Below are 14,810 nucleotides of genomic sequence, written 5' to 3'. Positions count from 1 at the left end.
TATAAACGTCTTAAAAAGGAAAAGATGAATGAACGTTAAGTTTACAATGACAAAAGTGATTAGCTTCTTGGTGATATCATTGTGGTTAACTGCTTGTAGTGACTTTGGTAGAACAAGTGATGAATACTATCAAATAGCCGCAAAGCATTACCAAGCTAATGATAAAACGAGTGCGATTATAGAGCTAAAAAATGCTATCAAGAAAAATTCACAGCACTTCAATTCTAGAAAACTACTTGGTGAAATTTATTATCAGCAAGGTAAGTTTTTGCAGGCAGAGAAAGAGCTATCAAATGCTATTCGTTTAAACCCAAATGATGCTGAAGCAGAAATTGCCTTTGCACGAGCGTTATTAACGCTTCGAGAATATGAGAGGTTAGATCAGACGCTATTAAATACAGAACAATGGTCTAATGAGCAAAAAGCGACAGCAGTAGCTTTAAAGGCTGAATCTTTATTTTATAAAGGGGAGCAAGAAGAAGCGGAAGTGGCCTTAGATTTAGCCGCTAGCTTGCCTGAAACTAAAGACATTTTATATGTTAATGCACTCGTTGCGAGTAGCTATCAACAACTATCTGTTGCGCAAGAATACTTAGATGAGGCTTTGGAATTAGATAAAAAATTTATTAAAGCGCTAGTGCTTAAAGCTGATATAGCGATGTTTAAAAGGGAACTTGATGATGCTTTATCGAATTATAAAAATGCAGCACAGATTCAACAAGCTAATAACCTCTTAAAAGTGAATGTTGTTCGAGTATTCCTTAAATTAGAAGACTTCGATCAAGCAAGTTCTTTGCTCAAACAAATTCTAGTAACTACACCAGATCTCCCTGAAGCCAATTATTTCACCGCTCAACTTGCTTTTAGAAAAAACGAATTTACGCAAGCGAGCACTGCCAGCGACAAGGTACTTGCTGTAATACCTGATCATATACCTAGTCACTATATTAAGGCTTCTGCAAGTTTCGCTTTGAATCGCTATGAGCTGTCATTAAGTCACGTAAACAAAGTATTGGTTTCACATAGCAATCATGCATCAGCGTTAAAATTATTGGCTGCTACGCAACTGAAACTTGGGCTATCTGAAGAAGCGAGTGAAACGTTAGCGAAAGTAGGCTCAGAAGATTTTAGCGAGAATGATATCGAACTTTTATATGCAGCCAGCAATGCATCTTTCAATGCTGGTTTCAAAGAGCGAAATCAACTATTTTTAAAAAATATTAGAACGATAAACAGAGACGATGCACAGCCAGACATTCAAATTGCTTTAGCTCAACTAGAAAATAACAAAACTGAGGAAAGTATTGCCAGTATCAAGTCTGCATTAGAAAAAAATCCTGAATCTACTGATGCTAGAATTTTGTTGATTTCCTCATACATATATACAAGACAACTAGATAATGCTCAAAAAGAACTAGATTCACTCAAGAAGCTCAACCCAAAAAGCGTTCATGCTCTCGTATTGCAAGGAATTATCTTTATAGAAAATAATGAAGTGGACAGAGCTAAAGTAAGCCTCAATAAAGCGTTGGAAATTGAGCCAGGTAATAGTAATGCAGGGCATAACTTGGCCATAATATACTTAAGGGAAAATGATTATCCCGCGGCTAAGTCGATTTACATAGATGTCATTGAACATAATGCACAAGACAAAAAGTCCTTATTACAGCTATATCATATCGATCTGGCACTAAGTCCTAAGGATGCTTTTAAATGGCTAGTACAAGCAAAAACAAATGGGCATACGGAAATTGATGTTAGTTTACCTTTAGCACAGCATTACTACCGTAATGGCCAACATAATGAAGCGTCATCAGCAATTGCCCACTTGAAACAAGCAAGAACAGAGGACTTTAGATTACTCCTCTTATTTGGACATTTAGCCAGAGCTAATAACAATTCATCTGAAGCGATAGATTTCTATACTAAAGCGAGTGCAATTAGTCCTAAAGATCCGGTAGCTTACTATTGGAACGCGATTATTTATCAAGGTCAACAGCAAAGAGAGCAGGCTTTAGATTCAATTAATAAAGTTTTAGCACTTGAACCTAGTCATATCGCCAGTTTGAAACTAAATGCGACTCTAACAATACAACTAGCCAATCAAACAGCATCTAAAAACAGTATTGATAAGTTAAAAGAGCTAGTGCCCTTAGATACTGAAGTGACTAAATTAGACGCTACATGGCAGATGTTATACGGCGACAAAGAAAAAGCAATCTTAAAGTTCAAAGGATTGCATGAAAACAAGAAGAATAACTACACCATGTTAGATATAGCCAAGGCTTACATTGCAAACAATCAAAGAACTGAAGCGATGCAATTGATGGAAACATGGTTGAATGAATACCCTAAAGATTTATTGATCACTAGCACTTTGGCCAATTTATATCTGATAGATGAGAAACAAGAGCAAGCATTACTAATGTTCAAAAAAACTATTGAATTAGAGCCAGCGAATGCACTTGCGTTAAACAATGCTGCATTTTTATCATTTAAGAGTGGTAACCTACTGGACGCTCAACATTATGCGCAAAAAGCACATAGCCTCATGCCTGAAAATGCCAATAATTTGGATACCTTAGCACAGATCCTTCAGGCGCAAGGCGAATATAATAAAGCGATTAAATTTTATGAAGAAGCCATCAGGCTCGCGCCAGAGAATTTAGTGATTTTATTCAACATGGCAAGTGCACAAGCGGAAAATAATGAGAAAGCTGAATCAAAAAGCACATTGAACGCCATATTAAACAGTGAAAAAGGCGACCAAAAAAGCTTGATGATCAAAAAAAGAGCGCAAGAATACTTAACAAGACTAGATAGTGTTTAAGTAATTCATGATTGAAAATCGCACAGCGCGAAGTGATGTCAAATTGTTTTACACATTTGTAATTACATAGCTATTGTGAATGTACATTCTTTAATATCTTACTGTTAAATATGGTTTTTTTGTTTTTGGTTTGATTCGTGCATAGTATAGGGCAGGACTTAAAAATTGTGCTTCGGTTACTTTGTTTTAAAGGAATGAAGCTAAAGTTAAAATGTTGAATGGGATATAACTATGAAAAATTTTAAAAAATCACTTGTAGCACTGTCTGCAATCTTAATGATGGGGGCGGGGACAGCTCAAGCTGAATCTGTTGCCTATGCAAATCTAGACATCTTAAACCTTGAAATGTTAGACCATAACACAGGCAATATTCTGGTTTTGGGGACGCATGTAAATATACTAGGTGGCGTGAATAATACGCAAAATAATTCAGCTTCGTTGAATGCATCTAGTGATAACACTAATGATGGCACTATGGCATGTGTAGGTGATTGTGGTGTTGCACAGGATACTTTTTCACAACAAGCAGCTGGCACTACGTTTAGTCGTTCAGACAGCGCGATTAATGGAGCAATTATTGATGTAGGTGGCGGCGCTGGTGGCGTTACAGCTCAAAGTGTCTCAGAAACTCAGTTAAATCAAAATGGCATGGGTAATAGTGACTCAACGTTACAAACAAACACCGCATTTGTATTTACACCGACTAATAATCTTCAAGTGGCGTTTAGCTTTAGCGCACTTGGTGAACTATTTGCTTTCCAAGGGCCTGATAACAATCCTGGCTCTTCGGCACAAGCAGGTTCTAGCTTTACGATTTCTATTGCAAATCTAGATAATGGTGCCAAAGTGTTCGAATGGACACCTGATGGTGTTATTGGCAATGAAGCATTAGCTAACGACTCTACTGATGATGATGACTTAACAACTAATATTTCAAGACCAATTCCAGGTACGTCGCAAGATATTTTAGGTGGTAACTTTTATGCTAGTAGCCTAGGGTTCTTACAAGCGGGAGTTAACTACGTATTATCAATTAATCATAATACAGAAGTGAATGCCGCAAGGGATGTTCCAGAGCCAGGTATGCTATTTTTACTAGGCCTTGGATTAGCGGGCTTTGCAGTAAGAAAACGTAAAGCAAGCTAATTTCAAATAATACATTAGAGTTTAGAAAGCCCTTAGTTATTAACTGAGGGCTTTTTTGATCCCAAATAAAAATTATCAAGAAAGTAGATTTCTTATAACTATTAAAATATTCGTTGCTAGCTTTAATACGATGTAAATACGAGAGTAATCGCCCTAAGTATTATTAAGTGTGGAGAACATAGAAAGAGTAGAGCAGAGCAAAGTACGAGTAAGCTCACGACGCAGTCATTTTCCAAAGGTAAGCAGTCTTAATTACTACTTATCTATCTGAGGCATCTGTAAATGGAATAAGATTTATCTGATCGAGTAAATCGGCATGAATAATGTTATACAGTTCAAGCAATTCAGGTGTTAATTCAGCATTAAATCCTTCTCTTTCAAGGAAAAACATTGCGCGTTGTCCGTGATAGTCCATCTCATCACCGCATTGTACAAATGGTAACCCAAAGCGTGTAAGCCTTCGGTTTAAGCGTGGTTCCATCATTACAAACATGCCTTGGTGATTACATATCTCTGATAATGATACTGCCGCCAAGTATAGCCCCATCGCTATATTCGGAAAGTTACGTCTTTCTTCTTCGCTATAAACGGTCGCTGGATTGACTTCCTTAATGACAAAAGGAGTCTTTTTCTCTTTTTCACGTCGTCTAAACGTCTCTAGCACAGCAAGCCGCGATATTTCGCCAAAACTGCCTCTTGGCAATTTAGTTGAATCAATAACGTCGGTTCGAGCACTCATCAAGCAATTTTTCTCAAACGGCAATTGATGTGACTGCCTAGTTACTGGTGGAATTACGAGCCTGACGCAACCAGCAAATACACCAGTACGTTTATGTTCAAGCAAACAGTGAAAAGAATGATCATCACATTCGTCAGTTTCCATTAAGGAGCTGTTTTCTGGTTCCCAGCCCAATTCTTTCGCATAAACACCGTAACGAATCTTAAATGCTTCTTGCCTTAACTCTTTTGTACTTGCAAATTTTATCTTAAAGTACTGGGAAAAGTTACTGGCAACCGAGTAACTAGCCATATGCTATCCGTTTAAATTATTGTAAATTTTTATAAAACTTCTTTAACTATAACAAGTTTTTTCGTATTTTCACTGTAATTCATCGATCTGTCTTAATTATTTACAGTAGTTGTAACCTAGTTGAATTAATTAACTTTTATAACAAAATTTCAGACAAATTAGGCTGACTCAAAAAGCCTTGGGGGCTGGCTGATGCGCCATATGCACCAGATTGATAGACTACTGCATAGTCACCAATTTCAATGCTTGGCAGCAGCATCTTATCCCCTAAGATGTCTAAAGGCGTACATAAGGGTCCTACGAGTGTTGCTTTCTTGTATTCTTCTGCAGGCGTATTTATTTTATTGCCGATAGAAACTGGATAATTTTTCCGAATGACTTGGCCAAAATTGCCTGAATTGGCGAGATGATGATGAAGCCCGCCATCACATACAGCATATTCAGTTTCTCTAGATTGCTTTACGTCGACTACTTTCGAAACATATACGCCTGATCTACCAACGATAAAACGTCCGAGTTCCATAATGACATCAACACAATCAAAAGTTTCTGCATGTTCAGAGAGCAAATGTTCGAGGTGTTGGCAAATAGGTGAAATATCAAGCCAATTCTCGCCAGGAAAATAAGGAATCCCAAGCCCGCCACCTATATTGACATAATCAATTTTTACTTTGCTGGCTCGGATGAGTTGTTGAGACAATTTGAACGTTTTATGGTGCATTTCGATGATAGCTTCAGAGTTTAAATTTTGTGAGCCTGCAAATATATGAAAGCCTCTGAAATTCATTTGTTCATAATCGAGACTTTTGAGCAATTCAAATACTTGCTCTTCGTCAATACCAAAGGGTTTCGCACCACCAGCCATTTTCATCCCCGATGCTTTGAGTTCAAAAGCAGGATTTACTCGAATCGCAATATTGGGTTTGATCGATAGTCGTCGTCCTACTTCTATCGCCCTGGTAATTTCCGTAATAGATTCTGCGTGTAATGTTACCCCTGCAACAATTGATGCTGAGATATCATCTATTGTTTTCCCTGGCCCTGCAAAACTAATCTCGTCTAATGGCATTTTCGTTTGGATAGCGAGCAACATTTCTTTTTTTGAAGCAACATCAAAACCATCAACCAGTGGCTTGATAAAATGTACTAAATGGGGGAATGGATTAGCCTTGATCGCATAATGAAGTTTTATCTTATTCGGTAATGCTTGTTTTAGTTCACCAATGGTAGAGGCTAAAACGTTACTATCGTATGCATAAAAAGGGGTGCTGCCAACGAGTTCTTCAATTTGTGCCAGTGTTTTACCACCAATCAGTAAATTATTGTTTTCTACCTGAAAATGCGACATCGAGGCGTGGATTGGTTTCGACTTCATGGTTACTCCGAAAAATAATCGTTATAGGTGAGATGTAATAAGGCGCGATCAAGCTTACCGTTCGCATTGTGAGGCAGCGAGTCTACAACAATAATTTTTTTCGGCACCATATAGTTGGCCAGTTCTTTTTGGCAATGCTTGAATAAAGATCTTTCTAAATTGGCACTGTGTTCGATACTATTACTGGCAGCGATAACCAAAATAGCCTGACCAAGTTGTTCATGCTTAACGCCTAACGAGGCAGCAACAGCGACGTGTTCATGCTGATAAAGCACTTCTTCAATTTCCATCGGACTCACACGATAACCCGATGTTTTTATCATTTCATCGGCACGAGCGACAAAATATAAGTATCCGTCAGCATCTCTTTTGACTGTATCGCCCGACCATACGGCGATTTCTTCCAAAATAATACCACTTGGCTTACTCGGTGCAGCTTTGAACCGCTCTGCTGTCTTCTCAGGTGAATTCCAGTAACCTAAGCTGACTAACGGGCCTCGATGAACAAGCTCTCCGGGTTCATCTATTTCACACTCACCTCCGTCAGGTCTAATGACCATAACTTCAGCATTCGGAATAGCTTTACCCATGGAGGTAGGCCGATTATCTATCTCAGACGGCGGTAAATAAGTTGACCTGAATGCTTCGGTTAAGCCGTACATCAAATATGGGCTTGCTTTTGGCATTAATGAGCGAAGTTTTGTTAGGTTTGTCGTTGTTAATGCGCCACCCGAATTAGTGAAGTAACGCATTTTATCACCCGTCCTTTCTGGCCAGTTTAAAGCACATAACTGTGACCATAATGGAGGAACAGCTGCAAGCCCAGTAATCTCATATTTGTTGATGGCTTTGATGACATCGTTTGGAAGTAAGTAATCAAGCAGCACACATGTTGCGCCAACATGAAAACTCGTGGTCAATTGGCTTAGACCATAATCAAAGCTTAAGGGTAATAAGGCAAGGATTTTGTCATCAGCAGTATTTTCTAAGTAAGTGGAAACGGAAATGGCGCCTTGAATAATATTGTTATGTGATAACACAACCCCTTTTGGTTTTCCTGTGCTCCCCGAAGTATATAAAATTGCCGCCATGTCACTTGAAGTACATGGAGCTTGAGTGAGTTGTTGGTCAGACAAAGAGAGTAAAGACTGCCAGGTTAAAATTCGTACGCCTTGCATAACGCTTTCATCTTCCTCGCGACCGTCGGTGAGAATAATATGACTAATATTGCAAAATTGGTTCAGCATATTTTTTAATGCAGAAAATCGCCCCCGATTTGTGATCAATATTTTAATGTCACAGTCATTAACGATGTGTTGTACCTGCTGAGCTTTTAAAACAGGGTTGATGGGTACAAAAACGCCTCCTGCGGCGCTGCTGCCAAAAATAGAGAAGATATTTTCAAATGTTTTGGGTAGATAAATGCCTACACGTTCATAACGTTGAAGGTCAATGGCCGTAAAACACCCTGCAACGTGTTCTATTTGGGTATTGAGCTCATGGTAATTTAACTCATCGGACTTTAATTGCAGTGCAATATTGTTTGGATATTTAACAGCACTTTGCGCAATTAGTTGGTGAATAAAAGAGGTCATTTATCATCCTGAAAACATAACAATGTATTTACTAGCTTGGACTAAATACAACAATGCCTGAACAGCTAAAAGGCATAAGTATTTCACCTAGATACTTAAGACCTATTATGACAAGTAACGTGTTAATAATTCAAGACAAAGTATTAACCACTTTTTTACTGTTTTTTACCGGATTTAGGGGGCACTCGTTGATCTCCACTTTGGTCTTTATTGGAATGACCTCCATTGCAGTTTGAAAACCAAGGTGGAATAATTCTTTTTTTTGCGCTTCGCTCATATTGAAATCAACTGCTGAGCAGTGTCCTGTGTTGACAATAATAGTATTGTGCCAAAAGGCTTCATTGATGTATTCACGGGAAATGGTGGTCATGAAAGTGCGAATTAATAAGGTGACATAGTTAAAAATGGGGAAAAGCCCTGAAACATTTAGATCGTCGTACTCCTGCTCACCTCTAAGTCTAAAACACAATACTGGTGTGCCTTGATTATCCCAATCTCTGTGCAGGGCATCTTCAGATAAGATACTACCATCAACCATGATGCGGTGACCAAAAGGCTTAAAACTAAATACTAGAGGAATTGACATGGAAAAACGCACAGCTAAAGACACTTTCATGTCAGGCGTTCGCTGTTTGTCAAAAATAACAGGTCTACCACTTTTTACATCAGTAGCTACTACATGCAAGGCCTTATCCATGTCTGCAAATGTCCTTCCATCTAACAAACCGTCTACCCATTGTTCAAAGACATCGCCTGAGCTTAATCCCCCATTTCTGATTAACTTTATTAAGGAAAAACCTCTAAACTGGTTATAATTGGTTTTAAGGGCAATTTGTTTAATTTGAGAAATTGGTAATCCAGCGGCATACATACTTGCAACGATGCTACCGCCGGATACCCCAACAATATGATCGAATTTAACGTTAAGCTGCTCTAAAGCGTGTAATATACCAATATGAGCCGGAAGGCGTGTACCTCCGCCAGCCATAATAGGAACAATTTTATTTGTCATATGTTTTCCTCAATTACATCAATAATTATGTGCCATTCTGGAAAATTTGCAGGGATTTGTTTCAATAGTTAAATTTGCAACGATAAGGAAAGGATTGAATATGTTAAATAAATTCATCGTGGCTTTGCTTTTACCGATAATGATTAGTGCGTCGAGTAATGCCCATGACTTAGTCGATATAGTCAAGCAGGTTAAACCATCAGTGGTTGGTATCGGCGTGTTTTCACCATTGGCTCAGCCTAGAAATACACTAAAAGGCTCCGGTTTTGCGATAGCTAACGGCTTATATATTGTGACCAATCATCATGTCGTATCTGCGGAGCTAGATGAGGATCGGATGCAGGAGCTTGTGGTTTTTGTAGGCAGTGGAAAAACAGCAAAAGCCCGCAAAGCAAAGCTGATAGGCTCATCGGCTTATCATGATCTTGCAATTCTAAAAATTGAAGGTGCGCCATTACCGACAATGCAATTGGGTTCAAATGAATATGTAGCTGAAGGAAGTCTTATAGGTTTTACAGGCTTCCCTATTGGTGCGGTTTTAGGACTTTATCCGGTAACACATCGTGGTATAATCGCAAGTGTCACCCCTGTGGTGATTCCGGTGACCGATACTCGTCAAATGACCTTAACCATGTTAAAACGCATCCGAGATCCTTATATGGTGTACCAGCTTGACGCGACAGCCTACCCAGGTAATAGTGGTAGTGCTATGTACAGTGTGTCAACAGGTGAGGTGATCGGCATTATCAACAAGGTGTTTGTCCAAGGCAGTAAAGAGGCTGCTATTTCAACTCCGAGTGGTATTACTTATGCTATTCCTGTGACTCACTTGAGAGCGCTTCTAAAGAAATTAAAAGTAGAGATTTAGGACTTTATTTGCCTGTTGCTAATCTGCTTTTTTGGCAATTCTCTGTTCGATATTTGAAGCATGATAAAGCGAAGACAGTTTAACCAACTCTATATTGTGCTTTGCCAATGTTGGCAGCAAGGTATTTAGTATCTCAATCGTCTCAGGGTGAGGGTGAGCAATGCCAATCGCTTTTTGGTTTAGTCTTGCTTTATCAAGTAACTGATTAAATTGTCCAGTGATATACTCAACTGTTAACTGGTTATCCAAAAAAACATGACGTCTCATCACAGGGACACCAAATTCTCTGGCTACACTTTGTCCTTTGGATTGAGCACTAGTGACGCTATCTAAGAACAGCAAATTGTGATCCTTGAGGTAGCCCATTGTCCATGCCATTGGATCATACAGTGTAGTTAAATGACTGCCCATGTGATTGTTAATGCCAACAGCAAATGGTATTTCTTCAAAAGAGGCCCCCAAGGTAGCTCTTATTTTGGACTCATTCATGTCGCTGGTAATGGCACCGGGCCCAAGCTTTTTACCAATCGTGGACTCCATTGGGATATGAAGCAACACTTCTTTATTTTGTCTGTGAGCAGCCTCGGCTAAACTTTGACCGAACGGGGTGTGAGGTAGAAAGGACAACGTCACTGGCTCAGGCAATGTTAATGCGTGCTTGTCCGAGATGCGGTAACCAATGTCGTCGATAACAATGGCAATTTGAACTGGTTTTGCGAACGAGTGAAATGCAAAGCTAAATGTCAGAATAAGAATAAAGATGCGCACAATTATGTTAAATATCTGCTGTTGTGTGTATTTTGTTAGGCTACCAGCTTCGCTTGGCAAACCGAAGAAATATATTATTAATTGGTACTATTTACACCAAGCTTTCGGGTTAACTGCCTTACCGCGGTACCGGACTTCAAAATAAAGGCCTGATTGACTTTGACCACCACTTTGCCCAGCCAAGGCTATAGGCTCACCCGCTTTTACTTTATCGCCAACGTTTTTAAGTAAGGCTTGGTTATGACCATAAAGACTCATGTATCCTTTGCCATGATCAACAACGGTAACTAAGCCATAGCCTTTTAGCCAGTCGGCAAATAATACTTTACCATCATGAATAGTATTAACGGCTCGCCCAACCGGTGCTGAAATCAACACACCTTTCCATTTTAAGTATCCTTGTTTTCTTGAACCAAAGCTGTGTCGTAGTCTGCCTTTTATCGGCCATTTCAACTTGCCTCTTAGCTTAGACAGACCATCCAGATTAATGGTTTTCTGGCTCAGCGAGGCAAGTTGGCTCAAGGCTTGTTTAAGGCTCGCTTCCTCTTCTTTGAGTTTAGCGAGTTGTTGTTGAGTGCTGAGCAATTCTTTCTGAAGGGATTGTAGTGTCTTTGTTCGACGTTTCTTGTTTTGCTCAAGCGCAGCTTTTTGTTCTTGCTGTTTGGTTTGTAGTGAAGTGAGTTTCTGCACTTGTTGCTCATGGGCAACAGCAATATCGTCGAGTTTGGTTAACGTTTCTTGGAATTTGTCTATTTCGACTAAGCGAGCATTATTTAAGTATTGGTAGTAGGTTATGTTTTTTTGTACGTCAGAAGTTTCTTCTTGATTTAACAGCATCTTCATATAATCGTGCTGGCCCGAAATATAAGAAGAGCGCAACTGGATTGCTAATACTTTTTCTTGTTTAGCTTTAGCAAGATTAAGGATTCTTTGCTGTTTAACTAATTTAGCTAGCTTTACTTGAGTTTGCTTGCGCACCTTATTGGTACTGTTAATTGCTTTTGCAACCTTAGCAATTGCATAATCATCACGCTTTAACTGCTTGTTCAATGCTTCTCTTTTCTTGTTTACTTTGACAATTTCAGATTTTTGTTGAGCAATTTGTTTCTTGACCGTATCGAGCTGCTTTGTTTGCTCTTGAGCCAGTACAGGTAAAGAAAAGCACAATAAACCACAAAGGGTTAATGTGCTTAACGTGATGATTTGTCTATAAAATATCATTATTTTTTTTATTTTTAATTATTTAAGCTCCATTAATACAGAGCCGGTCATTTCTTTGGGTTGTTCCAACCCCATTAAGTGCAACAACGTTGGTGCAATATCACTTAAGGTACCAGACTTAGTAGGTGTTGCGCTACGACCAAAATAAATTAACGGTACTGGCTCACAGGTATGTGCAGTATGAGCTTGCCCTGAATTAGGGTCTACCATTTGTTCTGCATTACCATGATCGGCGGTTATTAAGCATTCTCCACCCGTTGCATCGAGTGCTGCGATAACGCGTGAAACAGAGTGGTCAACGGCTTCACAAGCTTTTACGGCAGCATCAAAGCTACCGGTATGCCCAACCATATCGCCATTAGGGTAATTGCACACGATAAAATCATGTTCGCCACTTTCAATCGCACTGACGAGTCTATCTGTGAGTAATGTGGAATTCATCTCTGGTTGCAGATCATAAGTAGCTACTTTGGGGGAGGGTATAAGTACGCGATCTTCACCGCGAAATTCGTTTTCTCGACCGCCACTGAAGAAGAAGGTAACGTGGGCGTATTTTTCTGTTTCAGATATACGCAATTGTGTTTTCTGATGCTTTTCTAGCCATTCACCTAATACGTTATTCAGCGTAGCAGGAGGAAAGGCACTTGGCGCTTCAATATCTGCTGCATATTCGGTAAGCATAACAAAATTGGAAATAGCGGGAATAGATTGACGGTTAAAGCCGTCAAAGTTCTGTTCGGTAAAACAACGGGAAAACTGACGGGCACGGTCAGCGCGAAAGTTCATGAAAATCATGGCATCACCATCGTTCACTTTGATGGTTTCTCCTTGCGCATTAACAATGGCACTGGCTTGTACAAACTCGTCATTCTCGTCTCGCTCATATGCGGCGTCTAAGGCGGAAGTAGCGTCGTTAAATTCAAATGCTGCTGTACCACTAACCATCAAATTGTAAGCTGTTTCAACGCGATCCCAGCGCTGATCTCGATCCATTGCAAAATATCGGCCGATAATAGAAGCCACTTGACCACAGCCAATTTCAGCAAACTTGTTTTGCGCTTTTTGAAGAGAGGCATGTGCACTTCGTGGTGGTGTATCACGACCGTCTAGAAAGGCATGAAGGTATATTTTTGTCGCGCCCCGAGTTTTGGCAAGATCCATCATGGCAAAAATGTGATCTTCGTGGCTGTGTACGCCGCCCGGAGACAGAAGCCCGAATATATGCACGGCTTTATCATGTGCAACGGCACCGTCAATAGCGCCTGTTAATGTCGCATTTTGATTGAACTCACCGTCTTCAATCGCTTTAGTGATACGGGTGAAGTCTTGATAGACCACCCGGCCTGCGCCTAAATTAACGTGGCCTACTTCGGAATTTCCCATCTGTCCGTCCGGCAAACCAACCGCCATACCTGAAGTATTAATCAGCATATTTGGATATTCAGCCTTGAGTTTGTCGAGGGTTGGTGTATTGGCATGAAAAATAGCATTCGAGTCTTTATTTTCACTGTATCCCCACCCATCTAATATGATAAGAACCATCGACTTCTTGTTTGGCATCTGTGTATCCTGTTTGTAGTTGATCTGAAAGCTGACAATATTTTACAGATTTGGTCAACTTATTCACTAACTCCATGGTTATTTCTTAGATTATTCAGTTTGGGTTTAGCGCATTAATCTGTATACTGGGCGCGTTTTATTCAACAATTAAAAGAATGGTAAATTTTTATGGAACAATTGATGGTATTGGCTAGTAACCATCCGTTACTTAGCTTAGCGTGGGTCGGAATTTTCGTTGCGCTGATTGTTGTCACAATCCTAATCAAAATGTCACCGATTAAGCAGCTTAGTCCTCAAGAATTAACATTCTTGGTTAACCGAGAAGAAGGTGTGGTTGTTGATATTCGTGCGGCAAAAGAGTTTAAAAGTAGCCATATTTTAGAAGCGGTTAATTTTTCAATGGAAAAAGCCAATAAAAATGACTTTACTAGCCTTGAAAAATATAAAGATAAACCCATCATTGTGGTATGTGCAGCAGGAATGACCGCGTCGAAAGTGGCTAACCAGTTGTTAAAGGCCGGATTTGCAAATACAAATTTGCTTAAAGGCGGGATGAATGCATGGGTAGGCGCAGGCTTACCGGTTGCTAAGAAATAAAGAGATTGTTTTGACAGCTAAAGTAGATATTTACACCAAAATGACTTGCCCTTATTGCATGCACGCTAAAGCGTTACTTGCTAAAAAACAAGTTGAATTCAATGAAATAAAGATCGACATGAATGCTGAACTTAGAGCTGAAATGATTGAACGCGCACAAGGTGGCTTCACGGTCCCGCAAATTTTCATAGATGATGTACATGTGGGTGGTTGTGATGATATCTACGCCTTGGAATCACAGGGTAAGCTAAACACCTTATTAAATATACAGTAAACACTGTAATCGAAATTATATAACAGGAAATATTCACATGGCTGATGAAGTACAAGCAGGCGGCGAGAACGCACAAGAACCACAATTTGCAATTCAACGTATTTACACGAAAGATGTGTCGTTTGAAACTCCTAATTCTCCTGCTATCTTTCAAAAAGAATGGCAACCAGAAATCAAGCTTGACATTGATACGCGTTCAAACAGACTAGCGAACGATACTTATGAAGTCATTCTATCAGTAACAGTAACAGCTTTGGTTGAAGAGCAAACAGCATTTTTAGCAGAAGTTCAACAGGCGGGTATTTTCACTATCGGTAATATGCCTGAAGGTCAAATTGCTCACATGATTGGTGCATTCTGTCCAAATACTTTGTTCCCATATGCTCGTGAAACCATTTCTGGCTTAGTTAATCACGGTTCATTCCCACAGCTTAACCTTGCACCAGTAAATTTTGATGCTTTGTTCACTAGCTACCTTCAGCAGCGTCAAGCACAAGAAGAAGCTGCAGCGGCTAGTTCAGAAAAACACTAAAC

The 14,810-nt window shown here is 39.6% G+C and carries 13 protein-coding genes; 6 read left to right on the top strand and 7 right to left on the bottom strand.

Features of this window, described 5'->3' with window-relative positions; all coding sequences use genetic code 11:
- The first annotated feature begins 28 nt into the window (after positions 1-28).
- Both prsT and QUE03_RS18435 read left to right on the top strand, forming a co-directional pair.
- Entirely contained in the window at positions 29-2,830 is a 2,802-nt protein-coding gene (gene prsT, locus QUE03_RS18440) for an XrtA/PEP-CTERM system TPR-repeat protein PrsT (RefSeq protein WP_286263439.1), read from the top strand.
- Positions 2,831-3,061: 231 nt separating this feature from the next.
- On the top strand, positions 3,062-3,976 hold the full coding sequence (locus QUE03_RS18435) for an EDSAP-1 family PEP-CTERM protein (RefSeq protein ID WP_286263438.1): 915 nt from the start codon (positions 3,062-3,064) through the stop codon (positions 3,974-3,976).
- 259 nt (positions 3,977-4,235) lie between these two features.
- On the opposite strand, the gene QUE03_RS18430 is transcribed toward QUE03_RS18435, so the two are convergent.
- From QUE03_RS18430 to QUE03_RS18415, 4 genes are all read right to left on the bottom strand, one after another.
- The gene (locus QUE03_RS18430) at positions 4,236-5,006 is read right to left on the bottom strand and encodes a PEP-CTERM/exosortase system-associated acyltransferase (protein WP_286263437.1); all 771 of its coding nucleotides are present in this window, start codon (positions 5,004-5,006) and stop codon (positions 4,236-4,238) included.
- A gap of 136 nt (positions 5,007-5,142) precedes the next feature.
- Positions 5,143-6,381: a pyridoxal-dependent decarboxylase, exosortase A system-associated gene (locus tag QUE03_RS18425; protein WP_286263436.1), complete on the bottom strand. Its 1,239-nt coding sequence runs from the start codon at positions 6,379-6,381 to the stop codon at positions 5,143-5,145.
- Between the two features lie 2 nt (positions 6,382-6,383).
- Positions 6,384-7,976, bottom strand: a complete 1,593-nt coding sequence (locus QUE03_RS18420; protein ID WP_286263435.1) for an acyl-CoA ligase (AMP-forming), exosortase A system-associated — start codon at positions 7,974-7,976, stop codon at positions 6,384-6,386.
- 130 nt (positions 7,977-8,106) lie between these two features.
- Positions 8,107-8,988, bottom strand: a complete 882-nt coding sequence (locus tag QUE03_RS18415; RefSeq protein WP_286263433.1) for a patatin-like phospholipase family protein — start codon at positions 8,986-8,988, stop codon at positions 8,107-8,109.
- A 100-nt stretch (positions 8,989-9,088) separates the two neighbouring features.
- Between QUE03_RS18415 and QUE03_RS18410 the strand changes: the two genes are divergently transcribed.
- On the top strand, positions 9,089-9,856 hold the full coding sequence (locus QUE03_RS18410; protein WP_286263432.1) for a S1C family serine protease: 768 nt from the start codon (positions 9,089-9,091) through the stop codon (positions 9,854-9,856).
- 18 nt (positions 9,857-9,874) lie between these two features.
- Here QUE03_RS18410 and QUE03_RS18405 read toward each other — a convergent pair whose 3' ends face one another.
- From QUE03_RS18405 to gpmI, 3 genes are all read right to left on the bottom strand, one after another.
- On the bottom strand, positions 9,875-10,624 hold the full coding sequence (locus QUE03_RS18405; RefSeq protein WP_286263431.1) for a divergent polysaccharide deacetylase family protein: 750 nt from the start codon (positions 10,622-10,624) through the stop codon (positions 9,875-9,877).
- Between the two features lie 87 nt (positions 10,625-10,711).
- Positions 10,712-11,845, bottom strand: coding sequence for a murein hydrolase activator EnvC family protein (locus QUE03_RS18400; protein ID WP_286263430.1), 1,134 nt, complete (start codon positions 11,843-11,845; stop codon positions 10,712-10,714).
- A gap of 18 nt (positions 11,846-11,863) precedes the next feature.
- Positions 11,864-13,405, bottom strand: a complete 1,542-nt coding sequence (gene gpmI, locus QUE03_RS18395) for a 2,3-bisphosphoglycerate-independent phosphoglycerate mutase (protein WP_286263429.1) — start codon at positions 13,403-13,405, stop codon at positions 11,864-11,866.
- A gap of 168 nt (positions 13,406-13,573) precedes the next feature.
- On the opposite strand from gpmI, the gene QUE03_RS18390 reads away from it, so the two are divergent.
- Genes QUE03_RS18390 through secB form a run of 3 tightly spaced genes read left to right on the top strand, consistent with a single transcriptional unit; the run spans position 13,574 to position 14,808 of the window.
- Positions 13,574-14,002, top strand: coding sequence for a rhodanese-like domain-containing protein (locus QUE03_RS18390; RefSeq protein ID WP_286263428.1), 429 nt, complete (start codon positions 13,574-13,576; stop codon positions 14,000-14,002).
- Between the two features lie 10 nt (positions 14,003-14,012).
- A complete protein-coding gene (grxC, locus tag QUE03_RS18385) occupies positions 14,013-14,276 on the top strand; it encodes a glutaredoxin 3 (RefSeq protein ID WP_286263427.1) in 264 nt (87 codons plus the stop codon).
- A 37-nt stretch (positions 14,277-14,313) separates the two neighbouring features.
- Positions 14,314-14,808, top strand: coding sequence for a protein-export chaperone SecB (secB, locus tag QUE03_RS18380; protein ID WP_286263426.1), 495 nt, complete (start codon positions 14,314-14,316; stop codon positions 14,806-14,808).
- The last annotated feature ends 2 nt before the right edge of the window (positions 14,809-14,810 follow it).

It is taken from the genome of Thalassotalea atypica (assembly GCF_030295975.1).
Taxonomy (GTDB): domain Bacteria; phylum Pseudomonadota; class Gammaproteobacteria; order Enterobacterales; family Alteromonadaceae; genus Thalassotalea_F; species Thalassotalea_F atypica.
The sequence above is the reverse complement of the archived record's forward strand: the minus strand, read 5'-3'. Positions and strand labels throughout refer to the sequence as shown.

What these genes read in the sequence shown, in the direction of transcription:
- QUE03_RS18390 (WP_286263428.1), top strand. Translation starts at nt 13,574, where the DNA reads ATGGAACAATTGATGGTATTGGCTAGTAACCATCCGTTACTTAGCTTA.
- QUE03_RS18410 (WP_286263432.1), top strand. Translation starts at nt 9,089, where the DNA reads ATGTTAAATAAATTCATCGTGGCTTTGCTTTTACCGATAATGATTAGT.
- secB (WP_286263426.1), top strand. Translation starts at nt 14,314, where the DNA reads ATGGCTGATGAAGTACAAGCAGGCGGCGAGAACGCACAAGAACCACAA.
- prsT (WP_286263439.1), top strand. Translation starts at nt 29, where the DNA reads ATGAACGTTAAGTTTACAATGACAAAAGTGATTAGCTTCTTGGTGATA.
- QUE03_RS18420 (WP_286263435.1), bottom strand. Translation starts at nt 7,976, where the DNA reads ATGACCTCTTTTATTCACCAACTAATTGCGCAAAGTGCTGTTAAATAT.
- QUE03_RS18425 (WP_286263436.1), bottom strand. Translation starts at nt 6,381, where the DNA reads ATGAAGTCGAAACCAATCCACGCCTCGATGTCGCATTTTCAGGTAGAA.
- QUE03_RS18430 (WP_286263437.1), bottom strand. Translation starts at nt 5,006, where the DNA reads ATGGCTAGTTACTCGGTTGCCAGTAACTTTTCCCAGTACTTTAAGATA.
- QUE03_RS18435 (WP_286263438.1), top strand. Translation starts at nt 3,062, where the DNA reads ATGAAAAATTTTAAAAAATCACTTGTAGCACTGTCTGCAATCTTAATG.
- QUE03_RS18400 (WP_286263430.1), bottom strand. Translation starts at nt 11,845, where the DNA reads ATGATATTTTATAGACAAATCATCACGTTAAGCACATTAACCCTTTGT.
- QUE03_RS18415 (WP_286263433.1), bottom strand. Translation starts at nt 8,988, where the DNA reads ATGACAAATAAAATTGTTCCTATTATGGCTGGCGGAGGTACACGCCTT.
- gpmI (WP_286263429.1), bottom strand. Translation starts at nt 13,405, where the DNA reads ATGCCAAACAAGAAGTCGATGGTTCTTATCATATTAGATGGGTGGGGA.